We start from the raw sequence: 18,122 nt of genomic DNA, 5'->3' as shown, positions 1-18,122 counted from the left end.
TTGAATAGATTTTAGTTTTTGTCTATTCGTATGCGCGCATCCACCGCTATCACATCTTTCTCGGTGGCCAGCAACGGGTTGATGTCCATCTCCTTGATCTCCGTAGCAAAGCGCAGCAAAGTCGATAACCGCACGATGATCTCGGCAAACTTATCCTCGTTGACTCCTTTTTGTCCGCGCGTACCTTTAATAATCTTATACGCACGCAGCGAACGGATCATAGAATAAGCCTCTTCGTAAGACAAGGGCGCCAAACCGGAAGAGACATCTTTCAGCACCTCAACAAATATTCCACCAAGCCCGCAAAGCACCACATGCCCGAACTTCTCTTCGTATTTAGCTCCGATAAAGAGCTCTGTTCCTTTCAGCATGGGTTGCACCATTACGGCTTTGGCCTCGGGAATCTGCATCATCCGGTCGAACTCTAACGCCAGATGTTGTTTGCTGGTAATGTTAAGCACTACCCCACCCACATCGGATTTATGAACCGGACCAACCACTTTGGCTACCACCGGGAAACCAGTACGCTGGGCAAAAGCTATCACATCGCTTTTGATATCGGAAACAAATTCACTGACCAAAGGGATACCTGCCGATTTCAACAAATCCTGTACATAGTTGGGAGCGATGTATCCGTTCTCCGGAATGGAATCAATAATACGGCGGATCTTAGGAACATCCACACCGAAAAGCTCTATCTCATTAGTTGCCGGACAGGAAGCATTCATAATACGCGAGAGTGCAGTACCCAGCGTCACTTCATCGGCAAAGTTTACGTGTCCTTTTTTAAGGAACTCGTCTACCTCTTTGCCTGCGGTATTAATAGAAGGAAGTACAGGGAAGATTGGTTTTTTACAGGTCAACATCTTCTGATGCAACACTTCATACGTTTCGAACATCGTTACCAACCCTGGAGTACCAAAGATGGCAAGGATAGCATCTATGTTCTCAAACTTCTCTTCGCAGTAGTCAATTACCGTGCTGAGTTGTTCGGGTGTACCGGTTGCCAGGATATCTATCGGATTACTCACAGACGCTCCCGGGAATAGTTTCGATTTCAGCTCATCGGCAATCGGGCCTTCCAACTTGGGAACGTTCAGGCCACCTTTGGAAAGCGCATCGGTAAGCATGACACCAGGCCCTCCGGCATGGGTAACAATAGCAAAGTTGCGTCCTTTAAGTTCCGGCAATGTGAAGATACAACCAACGGTAGTCAGCTCCTCGCGCGAGAAACACCGCACGATACCCGCCTTACGGAACAACGCCTCAACAGCCGAATCCGAACTGGCAATAGCGCCCGTATGCGAAGAGGCCGCACGGCTCCCGCTCTCGGAGCTACCCGCCTTGATGGCCGCGATCTTACAACCTTTGCGTATCAGTGAAGAAGCATGGAAAAGCATCCGGTCGGGATCTTTAATGCTTTCAATATAGATCAGTTTGATGTCCGAATCGGTTTCGGGATTGAACGTCTCGTCCATATATTGCAGAACATCTTCCACACCAATTTGCTTGGCATTTCCTACGGACCAGACAGAGTTGAATTGTAGCCCTTTCACAACTGCCGATTCAAGAATGAAGACGGCAGTTGCTCCGGAACTGGATATAAGGTCTACCCCCTGAGGGTTCAGATTGGGTATAGGTTGGGTAAAGACACTATGATGCCAGGTGTTCAACAGACCGATACAATTGGGGCCGATCAGCGACGCACCGTATTTATTGACGGTATCCAATATCTGCTGTTCGAGTAATGCACCTTCATGGGTTTCCTCACCGAAGCCGGCGGAAAGAACAATGAAAGCGCGGGTCTGCTTTGTACTTGCCAGTACTTCGACCGCTTCGGGGCAAAGAGCCGCCGGAATAGCGAGGATTGCCAGATCAGTATCGGGGATATCGTGGACATTGGGGTAGGCGGTTATTCCCTGCACCTCCGTCTCTTTGGGATTTACTCCACGTAATTCCCCTTTGTATCCACCACTGATCAAATTCCTAAGTATCGCTCCACCAGGTTTGTGCACATTATTCGATGCGCCTACCACTACAATGCTCTCGGGCTGAAGTAACTGTTTTGTAACCATCTTCTTTATTTACGATTTGACAATTTACTATTTACGATTGAAGTAACCATCTCTATTTACGATTTGACGACTTACTATTTACGACTGGAGTTACTCTTTCTTTCTCTTTTTACAGATTTATAAGTTACAAATAGTAATTTCAATCGTAAATCGTAAATAATTAAATCGTAAATCACTTCATTCCTCTATTCTTCAACAATGCATCAAGTTTAGGATCAGCGCCGCGGAAATTACGGTATAATACCATCGGATCGTCACTATTACCCTGTTCCAATACATTGCTCCGGAATAGATTTGCTGTCTTTTTGTCAAAGATACCATTTTCTTTGAAAGCTTCAAACGCATCGGAGTCTAAAACTTCTGCCCACAGGTAACTATAATATCCGGCAGCGTATCCACCCACGATATGATTGAAATAAGGCAGGCGGTAACGAGGAGCAATTTCAGGGATTAATCCCAGTTTATCCATCGCAGCCTTTTCGAAAGCAACAGCATCCAGATCTTGTTTTTCGGTGAGGTTATGCAAATCCATATCGAGCAGAGCGGCAGCCAGAAGTTCAGTGGTCATAAAGCCCTGATTGAATGTGCTTTGGTTTTGTATTTTCTCGATCAGTTCGTCGGGAATGACTTCGCCTGTAGCATAATGTTTGGCATAAGATTTCAGGACTTCCGGTTCGGTAGCCCAGTGCTCCATAACCTGCGAAGGAAGCTCTACAAAGTCGCGGGATACATTCGTGCCCGAAATACCCAGGTAGTTACACTTGGTCAGCAAGCCATGAAGGCCATGTCCGAACTCATGGAACAGGGTTTCCACTTCGTCCAACGTCAGTAACGAAGGCATATCGCCTACCGGTTTTGTGAAGTTACATACATTGCACACCAACGGACGAACGCTACCGTACTGTTCACGATAATTGCTCATCCATGCGCCGCCGCGTTTACCTTCGCGTGGGAAGTAGTCTACATAGAAAATACCTAGTTGAGAACCATCGGCATCTTTTACTTCAAATACCGTTACATCGGGATGGTATACAGGAACACCTTGCATTTGGGTAAACGTAATGCCATATAGTTTATTGGCTACATCAAAGGCACCATCGCGCACGTTTTCGAGTTTGAAGTAGGGTTTCAGTTCTTCTTCATCCAGGTTGTATTTTTCTTTACGCAGTTTCTCGGTATAGTACCACCAGTCCCATGCGGCAAGTTTCTCGCCTTTGCCTTCTTTATCCATCAAGGTTTGCAGTTCTTTAGCTTCAGCTTTGGCTTTAGGCAGGGCGTATTGCCAGAGATTGTTCAGGAAATCCATAACAGCAGGCGAGTTCTTCGCCATTGCATTATCTAAAGCGAAGTTGGCAAAAGAGTCGAAGCCTAACAGGTTTGCTTTTTCCAAACGTAATGTGGCCACTTTGGCGATGTTTTCTTTGTTGTCGAATGCATTGCCATTGCTACCGCGGTTGATGTATGCCATATAGATCTTCTCGCGCAAGGGTCTGTTTTCCGAATATTGCAGGAAAGGCAGACGGCTGGGATTATGAAGCGTGAACAACCATTTACCTTCCTGACCTGCATTAGTTGCTTCCAGAGCCGCACTTTCTTTGAACCATTCGGGCAAGCCGGCCAGGTCTGCTTCTTTATCTACAAACAGTTTGAAGTCGTTGTTTTCGCCCAATACGTTATTGCTGAACGCAAGTTCCAGCTTAGCCAGCTCCATGTTGATCTGACGCAAGCGGTCTTGTTCGGCATTGCCCAGGTTGGCTCCGGAACGAACGAACTTCTTGTATGTTTCTTCGAGCAAACGTTTTTGTTCTGTCGTCAGATTGAGTTGGTCTTTCTGCCCGTTCACAGCATCTACCTTCTTGAAGAGTTCGGCGTTCAGGTAAATGTTATCGCTATGTTCTGAAAGTACCGGAGTAATATCTTCTGATAGCTTTTGCAGTTCAGGGGTTGTTTCGGCTTCTGTCAGGTTAAAGAATACACCGATCACACGGTTCATAATAGGGGAACTCTGATCTAATGCTACAATAACATTCTCAAAGGTAGGTGCTTCCTGATTGTTTATAATGGCGTCAATATTGGCCAGTTGTTCTTCCATACCTTTCTTGAAGGCGGGGTCGTAGTGTTCCAGCTTTATCTGATCGAAAGGTGGTACACCATACTCGGTTTGAAACTCACTAAAGAACGGATTCTGTTCCGCTTTAGGGGTGCAGGAGTATATCATACAACATGCAGTTAGGATAGTTAATTATTTCTTCATATTTTAATTGGTTTTAATTATTTCTGTAGGAAATGGTTTTGTTCAATCGCTCCCACCACCTCCCCCCTACGGGGTACTCCTCCTCGGGCAGGAGGAGAGTTCGATGCCGCATGGGCTATTTGTCAGGCTGCGCAGCCAAACTCCCCTCCTGCCCAAGGAGGGGTGCCCAAAGGGCGGGGTGGTGGGAGCAATATATTCATTCCCAACCCGTTATACGCTAAAAGCCTTTACCTAAACCACTTCCCAATCTCCGCCCTGCTATCGTTTACCCACATAAGTCCAGATCGGATAGTGATCGGAGCTTTTGATTGAACGATCTACCGTACAGTTATACGCTTTCAGGTTTCTACTTGTCAGTATATGGTCAATCCGGAAATAGAATTTATTCTGATTATACGAGATACCTAAACCACTGCCGGAGGTTCTGAACGCATCGTCCAGATTCTGCGATATTGTTTGATGAGCATACGAGATGGGGCTATCGTTGAAGTCACCACAAACCACGACATATGGATAACGCGACTTCTTCACTTCTTCGGCCACGGCGCGCGCCTGAGTGGCACGAATCTGCTGTGCATCACCTAGTTTCTGCAATAAATGCCAAACGCCTTTCTTTACCTTATCAGCCTCAGGAACGGTTAGTATTTCTTCATACACTTCTTTATCTAAAGCGGTCAGTTTATTAGATTCCAGATGATTATTGATCAGCGTTACCGTATCTTTACCTATGGCAATTTCATAGACTATGCTTCCATTATTATTACTGGCATACTCCACCCGTCTGGTCCGCAGGATCGGATATTTCGAGTAACAAGCCAGTCCGTTGGAAGAACCTTTTACGCCTACCTGCTGAATATGCTTGTAGGGATAAGCCTTCAAAACCTTATCTATATTATCCTGCGTAACGTATTTCCGGTTTGGGGTCACCGTATACTCTTGCATGCAAATGATATCGGCGTCACTTTCTTTCAGATAATCCAATACCGGATTCTTTCCGGCTGTTTTCCGGAGATCGCCGAAAGCCATTACATTATAAGAGAGTATCTTGATTGACCCTTCGGGCACATTGCTTGTACGGAAGTTAATCGGCATATAGGTTCTGATGGGTGAGGCGCAAAGCAGGAAACCAATCAGAGGAACCAACGCCAGCCGGTAGCGGAAAATAAGCCAGAAGACCAGGAAGCAAGAGTTTAGAACCAGGAATACAGGGAAAGTAAGCCCCATGCAGGCACGCAAAGGGTGAAGTTCCGGGTCAACGTTTGGACTGTAAGCAGCAAACAAAAGCAGTCCGATGGTAATTAAGTTTATGGTCAGCATAATGATAGTGGCCAACCGTCCCAAATGCTTCATTAATTATCTTTTACTCGCGTCAAACAAACTTTTCTTTTCCTCTGTCGTAAGACTATCGTAGCCGGACTTCTTCAACTTATCCAGTATACGATCAATCTCATCGGATTGCGCCTTCTTTTGTGCATTATAATCGTAGTCTTTTTCACGATTTGTTTTGCCATTGCCATAATGCACTTTCATTTTAGGCTTACGTTGCCAGGTTTTCTTGTTGAAAAGGGAAACGAAAGCATCTAGTATTTTGTTGATCCATCCGGTAATATCGACTCCTTTGCTTAGGCTGGCAGCAAACCAGAGTCCGGCCAATGCGCCACCTAAGTGTGCAATATGTCCACCGGCATTGCCCGAGGTGAGGAATAGTAAATCGGTTAAGACAACAAACAGGGCCAGATACTTCAAGCGTACGTTTCCGATCAGCAACAAACGTATGGTATAATTCGGCTCGCGATAAGCGGCAGCAGTTACAATGGCCAGAATAGATGCGGAAGCGCCAACCATTACGGAAGCACCAACGGCATCGGCAAAATAAGGGAATACGTTATAAGAGAGTATGTAAAGCAGTCCGCCACAAAGTCCGCCGAAGATATAGATTCCCCGCAGATGTTTACTCGTAAAGAAGTATAGGAATATAGCTCCAAACCAATACAGCCACAGCATATTAAACAGGATATGCAGGATATCGGCATGCATAAACATGTAAGTGATCAACGACCACGGTTGGTATATAAATCGTTCTATGGATGCGGGAAGTTCGAAGTACTGGAGTATCGGCCCGGCGCTTCTGTTGAATAATACAAAGAATACAGACAAAAGAGAGGTCACGATGAAGACCCCTACGTTTATGAATACAAGCTGGATAACGATGTTACCCCGCTTAAAAGCCTGTTTAAGATCAGCTATAATATGTCCCATTGTTTCGATTCTTTTTTCTCCAATACATTATCAGGATAAACCCAAAGATCATACCTCCCAGGTGGGCGAAGTGAGCCACGTTATCGTTCGCATTGTTCGACAGTCCCAGATAGAGTTCCAGTACCGCATAACCAATCACAAAATACTTGGCCTTGATCGGGAATGGGAACGGGATGATAAACAACTGCTGGTTCGGGAAAAGCATACCGAATGCTAACAGAATGGCGTATACAGCACCCGAGGCGCCAACCGTCACCATAAGATTCAGGTAATCTGCCATGGGGACAATGCGGCCACCCAGATCGACGTTAGCATAAGTGGACAACACGGCTTCGTAATGTATAAACTGTACAATCTCCTGTACAATTCCGGCTCCTACACCGCAAAGGATATAGTAAAATAAGAAACGTTTGGGACCCCAAACTTGTTCCAACACACGGCCAAACATCCACACGGCAAACATATTAAAGAACACATGCGACAGGCCGCCATGCATAAACATATACGTAAAGAGCTGCGCCGGATTAAATTTGTCTGCTAAAAAGAAGTGAAGCCCTAATATATCATTCAGATCTATTCCAAATCGTTGTTCGAGGACGAAGGTGGCAAGAAAAAGAAGAGCGTTTATTATAATTAAGTTCTTAGTTACTGTAGGCATCATATTTACTTCTGCTAATCATTCTGTTACAAAGCGTATGGGGCAAAAATACGAATAAATTCTGTTCCATAACAGAAAAACCATTCTGTATTTATTTTTTTTGTGGAAAAAGAAGTATTTTTTCAGTAATCTATTTGATTTTTTGATTTGTTAGTCTATATTTGTAAGGTATTTGCCTGAGAATCTACTTTTTAACACATATAATTAATTAATCATTACGAGTTATGAATAAAGCTGAACTAATTAGCGCTATCGCAGAACAATCAGGTTTGAGCAAAGTTGACTCAAAAAAAGCCCTCGACGCTTTTGTTTCTGCAGTGACAAAATCTTTGAAAGCTGGTGATCGTGTTTCTTTGATCGGTTTCGGTACTTTCAGTGTAGCCGAAAGACAAGCTAGAACAGGCATCAACCCTGCAACTAAAAAGCCAATTCAAATACCGGCTAAAAAAGTGGCTAAATTTAGACCTGGCGCTGAATTATCTGACGCTATCGAATAAGATTTATCCTGGTAAAAGAAATGAAAGGACTTGTTTTTCTCAGCAAAAACGAGTCCTTTGTTTTTTGAAAACAGGGCATTCGCATTAAAACGATAGGGGTATATTCCTTTCTGTAGGGTTTTGATGTAAATGATTTACTGTAGGGGCGGTTCGCGAACCGCCCGAAAATGGTTTCCTGTGTATTCTGTGCATTGGGCGGTTCGCGAACCGCCCCTACAGTTAACCATTTACTTTTAATTCATTTCCAATCCGTTTTACGCTATTCTTTTCTGGCTTCAATGATCATTTAATGCGAATGCCCGTTTTTAAAATCAACCAAATTCTCTATTCAGAACGTTTTTTTGCTCAAAAAGCGTCACAAGTCACGCAGAGTAGGATAACCCACTAAACGACAGGCGATTACCGCAACAACATTTCCTCATAAACTCTCACGGTAGTATCAGAAGTATCACTCGCAAAAAGTAAGCTTTATAAACACCAAGAAGTACAAGCCGGAGGTCTTTGTTCCAATGGATATCTAGCGAAAGTCCAATTGAGTTCACCTTCGAAGAAACCGCAAGAACCTTTCGTACACCCGGGTGTATGCGTCAGATAGACCCGGGTGTTCCCGACCTTTACACCCGGGTGTATGGACCTGATAGACCCGGGTGTATTGGAAGGTTTCGTTATTGTATCTTTACACAACATAAATGCATCCCAACGCATTTTCCATAGAAAGACAGAAAATGTTGCACTGGCACTCTCTTTCTCAGATAGAAATAAAATAACTATCTTTGCACGCAGAAAAAGACAGATCAATATGAATATGGAGAAAAAACTCGTAGATTCCGTTATTCAGGGAATAAAAACACTGTACGGACAAGACGTACAGGCAGAACAAGTGCAACTGCAAAAAACAAAAAAGGAATTCGAAGGACACCTTACACTGGTTGTTTTTCCTTTTTTGAGAGCGTCCAGAAAAGGCCCTGAACAAACAGCCCAGGAAATTGGCGAATATCTGCAAAACAACGAACCATCCGTAGCCCGATTCAACGTAATCAAAGGGTTTCTGAACCTAACCATCGCTTCGGCAACATGGATTGAAATGCTAAATGGGGTTCACGCCAACAACGAGTACGGAATTACTCCGGTGACCGAAGCATCTCCGCTGGTTATGATCGAATATTCATCGCCCAATACCAATAAACCGCTCCACCTCGGACACGTTCGCAACAATCTGCTGGGCAATGCCCTGGCAAATATCGTAGCAGCCAACGGAAATAAGGTGGTGAAAACCAATATTGTAAACGACCGCGGTATCCATATCTGCAAATCCATGCTGGCATGGCAAAAGTATGGCAATGGCGAAACGCCCGAATCGTCTGGTAAAAAAGGCGATCACCTGGTGGGCGATTACTATGTTGCTTTCGATAAGCATTACAAAGCGGAAGTAGCCGGACTTATGGAAAAGGGCATGAGCAAGGAAGAGGCCGAAGCTGCATCTCCACTGATGAACGAAGCCCGTGAGATGCTTGTGAAATGGGAAGCAGGCGACGCCGAAGTACGTGCTCTATGGTCGATGATGAACGGCTGGGTATACGAAGGGTTCGACGAGACATACAAGAAACTGGGCGTAAGCTTTGATAAGATATACTACGAATCGGAAACTTACCTCGAAGGAAAAGATAAGGTACTTGAAGGTCTTGAAAAGGGTTCTTTCTACAAAAAGGAAGATGGTTCTGTTTGGGCGGATCTTACCGCGGAGGGACTTGACCACAAGCTGCTTTTACGTGCCGACGGCACTTCTGTGTACATGACACAGGACATCGGTACCGCGAAACTGCGTTTTGACGATTTCCCAATCAATAAAATGATCTATGTGGTAGGCAATGAGCAGAACTACCACTTCCAGGTGCTTTCCATTTTACTTGACAAACTTGGTTTCGAATGGGGTAAAGGCCTGGTACATTTCTCTTACGGAATGGTGGAACTACCGGAGGGTAAAATGAAGTCGCGCGAAGGAACTGTAGTAGATGCCGACGACCTGGTACAAGAAATGGTAAACACAGCCAAAGAAACATCGCAGGAATTAGGCAAACTGGATGGTTGCACGGAAGAGGAAGCAAACAATATTTCCCGCATCGTAGGTATGGGGGCACTAAAATATTTCATCCTGAAAGTGGATGCGCGCAAGAACATGACTTTCAACCCGAAAGAGTCTATCGACTTTAACGGTAATACGGGACCGTTCATTCAGTACACGTATGCACGTATCCAATCTATCTTACGCAAAACCGCCGAAGCGGGCATTGTAATACCAAGTGCGCTTTCTACAAACATTGAACTGAACGATAAGGAAGAAGGACTAATCCAACTGGTAGCAGAGTTTGCTAATATCGTGAAACAGGCCGGAACGGACTACAGCCCGTCTATCATCGCCAACTATGTTTATGATTTGGTAAAAGAATACAACCAGTTCTATCACGATTACAGTATCCTGCGCGAAGAGAACGAGGCAGTAAAACTCTTCCGCATCGCACTCTCGGCGAATGTAGCCAAGGTTGTACGTCTGGGCATGGGATTGCTGGGCATCGAAGTTCCCAACAGAATGTAGGCAGCGAGGCGCTGCACCCAGGTTGCGGCAAGGTGCCGCTGCCAGGTTTCCATGCGGGTCGCGAGGTACGCTTTGTGTATAACGGATTGGAAAGGATGGAGAACATCCGGTTTCCTTCATTGGCAAACGTGTTCTTATATATAAAAAGCAATCCCTGCATTTCGCCCGATGCAAAAGAGCTGCAACGGTTGGTTACGTTGTGCGATACCTTGAAAGAACATGATGAGAGAAAGAGCCATTTATATCAGGACGAGATTTCGAGATCGATGATGCTTACGGTTTGCTATGAAATTGCTGCTATGTATCAAAAGAATGACCCACTACCCCGGCAGAGTTTTCACAAAAGAATACAACGGAAATGACAGTTCAACAGATTTCGGAAGAATTGAACTTCCCCAATCCATCGTTCTTTACACAATACTTTAAGAAGAATACAGGGTTAACTCCCAAAGAATATAGAAGTGGGACATCAGTACAGTAAGATGGTTTCGGATTTTAAGGGTTAATTATCTTTCCTATTCATTCAAGCGCACCCCTACCCCTCTAACGGTTTCTATTTTTACCGAAGGGTCATTTAGTTTCTTTCTGAGAACAGTAATAAATGTATCAAAACGCCGGGAGGCAAAATAGTCTTTTCCTTCTACATCCCAGAGTTGTTCCAGAATATCTTCCCGCTTTATAGTTTCCCCTCTGTTCATCACCAACAGCTCCAGTATTTTGGATTCTGTAGAAGTTAAAGGAATTCTTTCTCCACCTGCATCTTTCAGGGTTCCATTAATGGCATCGAAAGAATAGATGCCTATTTTCTGGATCTGGCTCTTATTTCTAGCCCGGAAGCAGTTTTTCAAATTAAGTAATGCTTTAATATGGTGATCCAACTCTTCCGGAACAAAAGGCTTTTTTACGTAATTATTGGCACCCAATTTATATCCGGCAGACACATCTTTAGGAGAAATGCGTCCGGAAGCAAACAGTATCAATGTATCACCGTCTATAGCCCTGATCTTCTCCACCATTTCAAAGCCATTCATTTCAGGCATTTCAATGTCAGCAATAATTACATCAGGTTTATGTTTCTTCCACAAGGCAATGCCATCCTTTCCATTATGTGCAGTTATTACCTCATATCCTCCAACCATATCTTCAAGACTGCCTCTGATCATGTAACTCAGATTTACATCATCCTCCACCAATAATAGTTTTATCATTCCAGTTCCCCCATTAATTTAGGTATACAAATTGTAAACTCACTATATTTTCCTTCTATACTATCAATCATAACCGTTCCGTCATGTGCTGCGACCACTTGTTGAACATAATTAAGCCCTAGCCCAAAGCCTGTGGCACCACCTTTGGAAGAACGTCGTACAGCGGCTCCGCGTTCAAACTTTTCAAAAACAAGACTCTGATCTTTAAGAGAGATTCCAAAGCCGTTATCTTTTACTTTGATCTGGTCATAGTCTCCAGCTTCTTCACAGGTAATCTCAATAACAACAGATTCTCCAGAATATTTAATAGCATTATCTATTAAATTACTAATAGCTTCTTTTAAGTATTCAGCATCAGCACAAACTGTTTCTGTCGCAAAATAAGTAATAAATTTGATATCTTTGGTCTTTTTTGCCATAAATTTTTCGACCAAATCGTTTACTATTGGCATTATTAACACTTCTTGCTTTGCCAACGTGATGTTTCCCTCTTCCAATTTAGCAATAGTCAAGACTTTATTTGTTAATGCTAAAAGATGCTGGATTTCATCTTTCATAATCCGGATATAGGTATTCTTTTTATCAGGACTGTTGTCTAGCTTCCCACTTTCCAGCATTCGGGTTCCTACCATGATTGAAGTTAAAGGAGTCTTCATATCATGAACCATAGCATAAGAAAAATCCTGCCGTAGTTGTGCAATACGGTTCTGGCGGATGATGATACGAATTTGAAGGATAATGCAATAGGAGACAAAGAACAGCATTATAGCAGTAGCAGCAAGCAGAAGAGTTATACGAGTTAAAATCAGTTTATAAGGACTAGACAAAGTAGCCTGTATATATAAGGTGTAATCCTTTTTGATTGGGATTAAATCTGTTTTTATATTGCCGAAATCTGCACTAACTCTTTTATTAGTCAAAGAGTCTCCTTCTATTAAAAATATTGAAGTCTTCAATCTAATATCATTTTTCATTAATACTACTTGAAAGATAGAGTCCAGATTAGTTAGTGATATTTCTGATCCATATCGTCTGAACAACTCTTGAAACAAAAGAAAATCATTTGTCCTTTGTCCATCTTCAGAGATCGTTCCAAAATCAAGAACTTCTCCTTCTGGAATATTTTTTAGGGCGTCATTATATCGAGAATATAATTCTTTTTCAGCCGCCTCAAAGAAAAGATTGTCAACTTTTACCTTAATGTCCTGTTGTTGAAGACTATAAGTATGAAGCATCCATGTTAATTGCAGCAGGCCTATGATACACAGGGCAGCAATTGTAAGATATTTCAGATGCTTCTCTTTCATGATTAGATTAATATAGTGCAAATATAATAACATAATCCTGACTTTTCCTAACGTTTTCCTAACATTTTGTTTCAAATCAAATCCTCATCTTTGCAATATGAAAATTGAAAAACAAATATCCAATTAATTAAATAATGAAATCATGAAGAACATTGTAATTAAAGAATTGACTGAAAAAGAACTAAGAGAAACATTTGGTGGAAGTAATGGACAATATATTTTAATTGTCATAAATGGAGAACTAAGAAGGATTAGAACAAAGTAAAATCTTAACCTAAAACTAACATTCTCCTAACATTAAATCTGAAAAGAACCCTGCATCTTTGCATTATCAGAATGAAACAAATTAAAAACATTTTTATTAACTATTTAAAATTCAAAAGTATGAAACAATTAGAACTTATGTCGGAATTGACATTAAAAGAAAAAGAGAACATTAACGGCGGATGTGCAAATGCATTGCCAAGAGAAGACGGAAGCGGCTGTATCATTGGGATACCTGATTTCATTCTCCATCCGGGAGGTATTTTCGGTCCAATCTGGGGATGTGGTTGTAGATAATCGGCAGTTAGCCTCCAACAAAGAGAAAAAGCGAATCCCTCAATATCCACAGTAGAGCTAACACCTCACCAAAGTTGTTAAGGGATCGCTCACCACAGTATTAAACTATAAAAATGAATACATTATGAAAAAGAACGATTTTTTATCCGATTTAACCATCAGAGAAATTAAGAACATTTCAGGCGGATATGCCCCTCCAACCCAGGAGCAACTAGACAGATTGCGCGAGATATACGGGCCTGCTGCCGATTTTATCTGCTGGTAATGAAATAAGCCAAACAAATGAAAATATATTCTAAAGTCTTATTTATAACTCCTTTTATTTCTACTAATTTACGAACTATTAAATAACAAAGAAAAATGAAAAATAAATTAATTAAATCCGGTTTAGTTGCAGTTTTTTCAACTATTCTAACAATAAGTTTTTATTCTTGTAATAATGAAAATGACATTGATGACGCAGTTTACGCACAAAATGTTTCTGAAATCCCATACACGATGTCTAAATGTGAAAACGCTTCATTCGTAGAAGGTTTGTTTGAATCACATAAAGAAATGACACGATCTATTGGAGATGGAGTCATCTCAAGTGGAGAATATGACTTTACCAATTCTATAAAGTCGGACGTGACAAATAGGGCTGAAGACTTTTACATTATCCCTTCAAAACAAAATGGGAACAATGAACTTCTTGCTGGAATTTGTGTAAACAATGAAATAGTTGCTATATTTAAATTTCTGAAAAAGTCAGATAGTCTATATACTTTATACAATGAAGCCAACGAGCCTATGTATGATGTTGAATATAATGTTGAAAACCATTCACTTACTATAATTGGAGAGTATGACAATGATGCAATTATAGTTACTACAAGAGCATCGATGTATTCTTATGCTTGCTCTGTAGCTATTGGTGCGGGAGGTATTGCATTAGCTTCAATTGGAGCAATCCCAACTTTGGGAGCAAGCATTGGATTCCTTGCTTGTTCTAGTTTACTATCGGTCCTAATATGTTAATATAAATGAAATATAAAAGTTTATTTTGGAGTGTTCTAAACACATATACTGTTATTTTTAGTTTCTTTGGAATAGTAGTATCTTCATTCTTCTATTTCTATACGAATAACAACTTATTCTTTCCACTGATAGTGTTATTAACCGTTTTCCTAATTACTCAAATCTTTTTTGGAAATTATATAATCCTAAAAAACAATGTGATAATAATTCAAAATAGCTTTATTCCATGTATTAAGCATACATACACAAAAGGGGATCTTTTAAAAGTCATTATAACTGATGATTCTTATTATTATAAAAGAACATTGAAAATAATCATTTACAAAAAGAATACTGAAAAGAAATTCCATTTAGGGCATACATCTATTTTGTTTAAAGAAGAAATTCTTAGAGAACTAATAAAGGGGTGAATGCAAAACAATCGATACTCCTACTTGCAAAGCCTTATGTGCGCCTTGTATGAATGACAACAACAAATCCTAACCTAAAACTAACATTGTCCTAACATTAAGTTAGAAAGGAACCCCGCATCTTTGCATTACTAGAATGAATTAAATCAATTATTAAATGCCAAACATTATGAGAATATTAAATGATGAAGAGTCCATCAACATTTCTGGTGGCACCCACTCAGCCTTACTACTTGTAGGAGGACCATTAATCGGAATATTAACAACTAAAGCAATCAATTAAAATGGAAAAGACAGAAAAAAGTGCAAAACTTATACTTCTTCAAAAAGAAGAGCTTACTCAATTATCTGGTGGGTATGCATCCACAGGCGGTTCAAAACCAACAGAGCAGGTTCCTACACTTGAAGAGATATTGAACTTCAAATGGTATTAAACTGAACATAAACATTTGTGATATATAATTTTATTATTAATTAAAAACGTAAACATTATGAAGAATTTAGAAAATGTTGTAGGTTTGCAAGAGATGAACCTAGAAGAAATGAGAGATGTAAATGGTGGAGGTGAATGGAAATGGGGAGAAGCCCTCTTCTGCACAGCGATTGGAGGCGTATTAGGCCTAGCAGCTTACACTATTGGCACAATGCAATAAACATTATTTACCAACAATTAAAAAGATAAATATTATGATAACAAATCTGAACGAAAACGAATTAAAAGAAATTAATGGTGGATTTCCTCTCATACCTGTAATAACTTTAACTTTAGCTGCAATAGCAATAGATGTTGAAATCATGAAGTTCTGCTATGATATAGGAAAAGACTAGAACAATTATTAGGCATCTAAGTTTTACTTAGATGCCTAAAACTTTCAATAAAAAGCATATCCGAATCACAAAAACATATAAATAATGAAAATAACCAACGCCACTTTATTTATACTATATATTCTTATACTGACATTCAAAAGTTATTTCCCTACAGTAATTTTTCCAGTTGGATATATCCCAATGATTAATAGCCCGTATGAAGTAAATGTAGCATCAATGATTAATATTATGATTCTATCAATTATAATTATCATCAATTTGGTCTATTTAATACGCCGTATTAAGAAAAACAAAAAAATAAATAAGTTCAATCAACAACTGTAAGGTCTTCAAATAGCCTTTCGCCCATAATAAATCCAATGAAAAAACAAGAAACCACAAAGAACACAACCATCGCAATGTTTTTGCCCGTGATCGTAGCCCTTATTGTTACAACTTTAAATGGCGAAGACCTTCAATCCCCATCCTATTGGGTAAAAACTGTTTTTATATTCATATTGCTGTTTACTTCTGCATATTTTATATATAGAGAACTTAAAGCAAAAGCATCAAAAACTGAAGAGACTACAAATTCTGGAGACTCTTCCAAAAGCGCACCAACAAACGTTGGGAAGAGCACAATAGAACCAAAATTTTTTTTGAGTATTGTAGCTGCAATTCTAATATTTGTTCTCGCTTCGGCATATTATGTTGTCCACTTTTTGGATTAAATAAAATTAGTATACTTAAATTTAATCAATCTAACATCTCCAATATGAATAAAGAAAAAGTCATAAGGATAGCATTCATTGCATTCTTTTCAACAATATTAGTTGTTTATTTTATCTCAAATATAGACAGAGTCATTGAAGGGGTTAAATCTGCCCTTGATTGCTATTTATAAGTATACATAGTTGCAAGAGTTAATATCCTGACATATCTATGTTTAACCTTTAATCATTCCCTTAAAGGGTTTATATCTGTTTTCCAATAAAGGGAAGCTGCATATCTCTTATCTATAATTCTACTATCTCTTAATGATCTATACGACCAGATGTACATCTAGTCACCAACTACATGTACGACTAGTCGCTAACCAGATGTACATCTGGTCGTATAGATTACTAGGAGATAATTTCCTCTTCCCAAGAGTTAATCCTCCATCTCCCCTATCTCCCACTCGTAAAATCCTAACATAAAACTAACATTGTCTTAACCTAGTTTCGTCTGCCTTCTCTTTATTTTTGCACTATCCAATGTAATTATAGTACTAACCAAATAAAGAGAATAAACCATGCTACTACCAAATGAATGGATAGAAAACAGTATTGAAACATACATCTATCAGCACAGAACAAAGTCCCAAATGATCTACTGGGTGGTTCTGGCCGCCATTACAATCACATTCATATCATTGCCATTTATATATGTGGACATCTCCGTACAAGGAGGAGGCGTTATCCGCCCGATAGCAGAAAAAACTGAAATCAAAGCACCTATTACGGAATTAGTAGATTCTGTCTTTGTACGCGAAGGGGCAACGGTGAATAAAGGAGATATTATACTGAAATTCAGGACAAATAATTCCGACTATAAAATCACTTATCAATCCAACAGGTTAAGTGACTATGAAACACATCTGGCCGATTTGACCCATTTGGCCAAAGGCAAACGCCCCGAAACGTTTCATTCTCCCGTTCGCCAACAAGAATACATTTATTACACCAAGCGGCTGAATGAACTACAAACAGCATTGGTACAAGCCGAAAAAGAATACCACCGACACCAAACGCTTTTTGATAAGAAAGTAATCTCAGAGGTGGAGTACGAGAAATATTACTATCAATACCAAAGTCAAAAGAACGAACTGGCATCCTTTACCGAAAGCCAGCTAAGTACCTGGCAAACAGACTTGAATGCCTATCGGAACTCCCGCAATGAAATGAACACTTCGCTAAAACAGGAAGTAAAGGACAAAGAGTTGTACATCGTCAGAAGTCCGGTAAGTGGTACATTAGATCAGTTCTCGGGCATTTACAGGGGAAGTAATCTGCAAGCCGGACAATCACTGGCGGTTATCAGCCCGGATTCTACCATGTATTTTGAGGTTTATGTTACCCCGCGCAATATTGGATATATACACATAGGAATGCCCGTAAACGTACAGGTAGAATCATTCAACTACAACGAATGGGGAACAATAAGCGGAACGGTTCAGGAAATCTCTTCCGACTTTCTGACCGACTCACAAGGCAGTTCTTTCTATAAAATAAAATGCAACATGGAAAAGAATCACCTGGCTCTAAAGAACGGACGCATGGGAAAACTTAAAAAAGGAATGAACGTTAGCGCCCACTTTATGGTGACCAGAAGGTCATTATTCAATTTGCTTTATCAGAAAATGGACGACTGGATTAATCCCGCACAGTACGAGAATGAGCTATTAATTGCCAAGAAATAATCAAACAACAAC

At 40.6% G+C, this 18,122-nt stretch carries 19 protein-coding genes and 1 pseudogene; 13 read left to right on the top strand and 7 right to left on the bottom strand.

The window, feature by feature from the left end; genetic code table 11:
• Nucleotides 1-11: 11 nt before the first annotated feature.
• From D0T87_RS08885 to D0T87_RS08865, 5 genes are all read right to left on the bottom strand, one after another.
• Nucleotides 12-2,075, bottom strand: a complete 2,064-nt coding sequence (locus tag D0T87_RS08885; protein WP_163174779.1) for an acetate--CoA ligase family protein — start codon at nucleotides 2,073-2,075, stop codon at nucleotides 12-14.
• Nucleotides 2,076-2,247: 172 nt separating this feature from the next.
• Entirely contained in the window at nucleotides 2,248-4,293 is a 2,046-nt protein-coding gene (locus D0T87_RS08880; RefSeq protein ID WP_163174778.1) for a M3 family metallopeptidase, read from the bottom strand.
• 294 nt (nucleotides 4,294-4,587) lie between these two features.
• A complete protein-coding gene (locus D0T87_RS08875) occupies nucleotides 4,588-5,679 on the bottom strand; it encodes an endonuclease/exonuclease/phosphatase family protein (protein ID WP_163174777.1) in 1,092 nt (363 codons plus the stop codon).
• A gap of 3 nt (nucleotides 5,680-5,682) precedes the next feature.
• Complete coding sequence (locus D0T87_RS08870; protein WP_163174776.1) at nucleotides 5,683-6,588, bottom strand: rhomboid family intramembrane serine protease; 906 nt, start codon at nucleotides 6,586-6,588, stop codon at nucleotides 5,683-5,685.
• A complete protein-coding gene (locus tag D0T87_RS08865) occupies nucleotides 6,569-7,246 on the bottom strand; it encodes a rhomboid family intramembrane serine protease (RefSeq protein WP_203558655.1) in 678 nt (225 codons plus the stop codon). The genes D0T87_RS08870 and D0T87_RS08865 overlap by 20 nt, the downstream gene beginning before the upstream one ends.
• A 224-nt stretch (nucleotides 7,247-7,470) precedes the next feature.
• Between D0T87_RS08865 and D0T87_RS08860 the strand changes: the two genes are divergently transcribed.
• From D0T87_RS08860 to D0T87_RS08845, 4 genes and pseudogenes are all read left to right on the top strand, one after another.
• On the top strand, nucleotides 7,471-7,743 hold the full coding sequence (locus D0T87_RS08860) for an HU family DNA-binding protein (RefSeq protein ID WP_163174774.1): 273 nt from the start codon (nucleotides 7,471-7,473) through the stop codon (nucleotides 7,741-7,743).
• A 799-nt stretch (nucleotides 7,744-8,542) separates the two neighbouring features.
• The gene (gene argS / locus D0T87_RS08855) at nucleotides 8,543-10,336 is read left to right on the top strand and encodes an arginine--tRNA ligase (RefSeq protein WP_163174890.1); all 1,794 of its coding nucleotides are present in this window, start codon (nucleotides 8,543-8,545) and stop codon (nucleotides 10,334-10,336) included.
• 95 nt (nucleotides 10,337-10,431) lie between these two features.
• A complete protein-coding gene (locus tag D0T87_RS08850) occupies nucleotides 10,432-10,698 on the top strand; it encodes a hypothetical protein (RefSeq protein ID WP_163174773.1) in 267 nt (88 codons plus the stop codon).
• Nucleotides 10,699-10,700: 2 nt separating this feature from the next.
• Nucleotides 10,701-10,817: pseudogene (locus D0T87_RS08845) on the top strand (helix-turn-helix domain-containing protein); the annotation flags it as partial.
• 34 nt (nucleotides 10,818-10,851) lie between these two features.
• Here D0T87_RS08845 and D0T87_RS08840 read toward each other — a convergent pair.
• Together D0T87_RS08840 and D0T87_RS08835 are read right to left on the bottom strand one after the other, a co-directional pair.
• Complete coding sequence (locus D0T87_RS08840) at nucleotides 10,852-11,544, bottom strand: response regulator transcription factor (protein WP_163174771.1); 693 nt, start codon at nucleotides 11,542-11,544, stop codon at nucleotides 10,852-10,854.
• Complete coding sequence (locus D0T87_RS08835) at nucleotides 11,541-12,851, bottom strand: sensor histidine kinase KdpD (RefSeq protein WP_163174770.1); 1,311 nt, start codon at nucleotides 12,849-12,851, stop codon at nucleotides 11,541-11,543. The genes D0T87_RS08840 and D0T87_RS08835 overlap by 4 nt, the downstream gene beginning before the upstream one ends.
• A 142-nt stretch (nucleotides 12,852-12,993) precedes the next feature.
• Here D0T87_RS08835 and D0T87_RS24880 point away from each other — a divergent pair, with 142 nt between their 5' ends.
• From D0T87_RS24880 to D0T87_RS08800, 9 genes are all read left to right on the top strand, one after another.
• Nucleotides 12,994-13,116: a hypothetical protein gene (locus D0T87_RS24880; RefSeq protein ID WP_255495859.1), complete on the top strand. Its 123-nt coding sequence runs from the start codon at nucleotides 12,994-12,996 to the stop codon at nucleotides 13,114-13,116.
• A gap of 119 nt (nucleotides 13,117-13,235) precedes the next feature.
• Nucleotides 13,236-13,412 (top strand): hypothetical protein, encoded by a 177-nt coding sequence (locus D0T87_RS08830; RefSeq protein ID WP_163174769.1) that lies wholly within the window; start codon nucleotides 13,236-13,238, stop codon nucleotides 13,410-13,412.
• Between the two features lie 124 nt (nucleotides 13,413-13,536).
• Nucleotides 13,537-13,677 (top strand): hypothetical protein, encoded by a 141-nt coding sequence (locus D0T87_RS24200; protein ID WP_203558646.1) that lies wholly within the window; start codon nucleotides 13,537-13,539, stop codon nucleotides 13,675-13,677.
• A gap of 95 nt (nucleotides 13,678-13,772) precedes the next feature.
• Nucleotides 13,773-14,429 carry a hypothetical protein gene (locus D0T87_RS08825; RefSeq protein ID WP_163174768.1) on the top strand — a complete coding sequence of 219 codons (657 nt, stop codon included), beginning with the start codon at nucleotides 13,773-13,775 and terminating at the stop codon, nucleotides 14,427-14,429.
• 694 nt (nucleotides 14,430-15,123) lie between these two features.
• The gene (locus D0T87_RS08820) at nucleotides 15,124-15,273 is read left to right on the top strand and encodes a hypothetical protein (protein ID WP_163174767.1); all 150 of its coding nucleotides are present in this window, start codon (nucleotides 15,124-15,126) and stop codon (nucleotides 15,271-15,273) included.
• Between the two features lie 57 nt (nucleotides 15,274-15,330).
• The gene (locus D0T87_RS08815) at nucleotides 15,331-15,492 is read left to right on the top strand and encodes a class IIb bacteriocin, lactobin A/cerein 7B family (RefSeq protein WP_163174766.1); all 162 of its coding nucleotides are present in this window, start codon (nucleotides 15,331-15,333) and stop codon (nucleotides 15,490-15,492) included.
• Between the two features lie 34 nt (nucleotides 15,493-15,526).
• The gene (locus D0T87_RS08810; RefSeq protein ID WP_163174765.1) at nucleotides 15,527-15,667 is read left to right on the top strand and encodes a bacteriocin; all 141 of its coding nucleotides are present in this window, start codon (nucleotides 15,527-15,529) and stop codon (nucleotides 15,665-15,667) included.
• Between the two features lie 362 nt (nucleotides 15,668-16,029).
• Nucleotides 16,030-16,380: a hypothetical protein gene (locus D0T87_RS08805; protein WP_163174764.1), complete on the top strand. Its 351-nt coding sequence runs from the start codon at nucleotides 16,030-16,032 to the stop codon at nucleotides 16,378-16,380.
• A gap of 563 nt (nucleotides 16,381-16,943) precedes the next feature.
• The gene (locus tag D0T87_RS08800; RefSeq protein WP_163174763.1) at nucleotides 16,944-18,110 is read left to right on the top strand and encodes an HlyD family secretion protein; all 1,167 of its coding nucleotides are present in this window, start codon (nucleotides 16,944-16,946) and stop codon (nucleotides 18,108-18,110) included.
• Nucleotides 18,111-18,122: the final 12 nt, after the last annotated feature.

This window comes from Bacteroides sp. 51 (assembly GCF_010500965.1).
Lineage (GTDB): Bacteria > Bacteroidota > Bacteroidia > Bacteroidales > Bacteroidaceae > Bacteroides.
The sequence above is the reverse complement of the archived record's forward strand: the minus strand, read 5'-3'. Positions and strand labels throughout refer to the sequence as shown.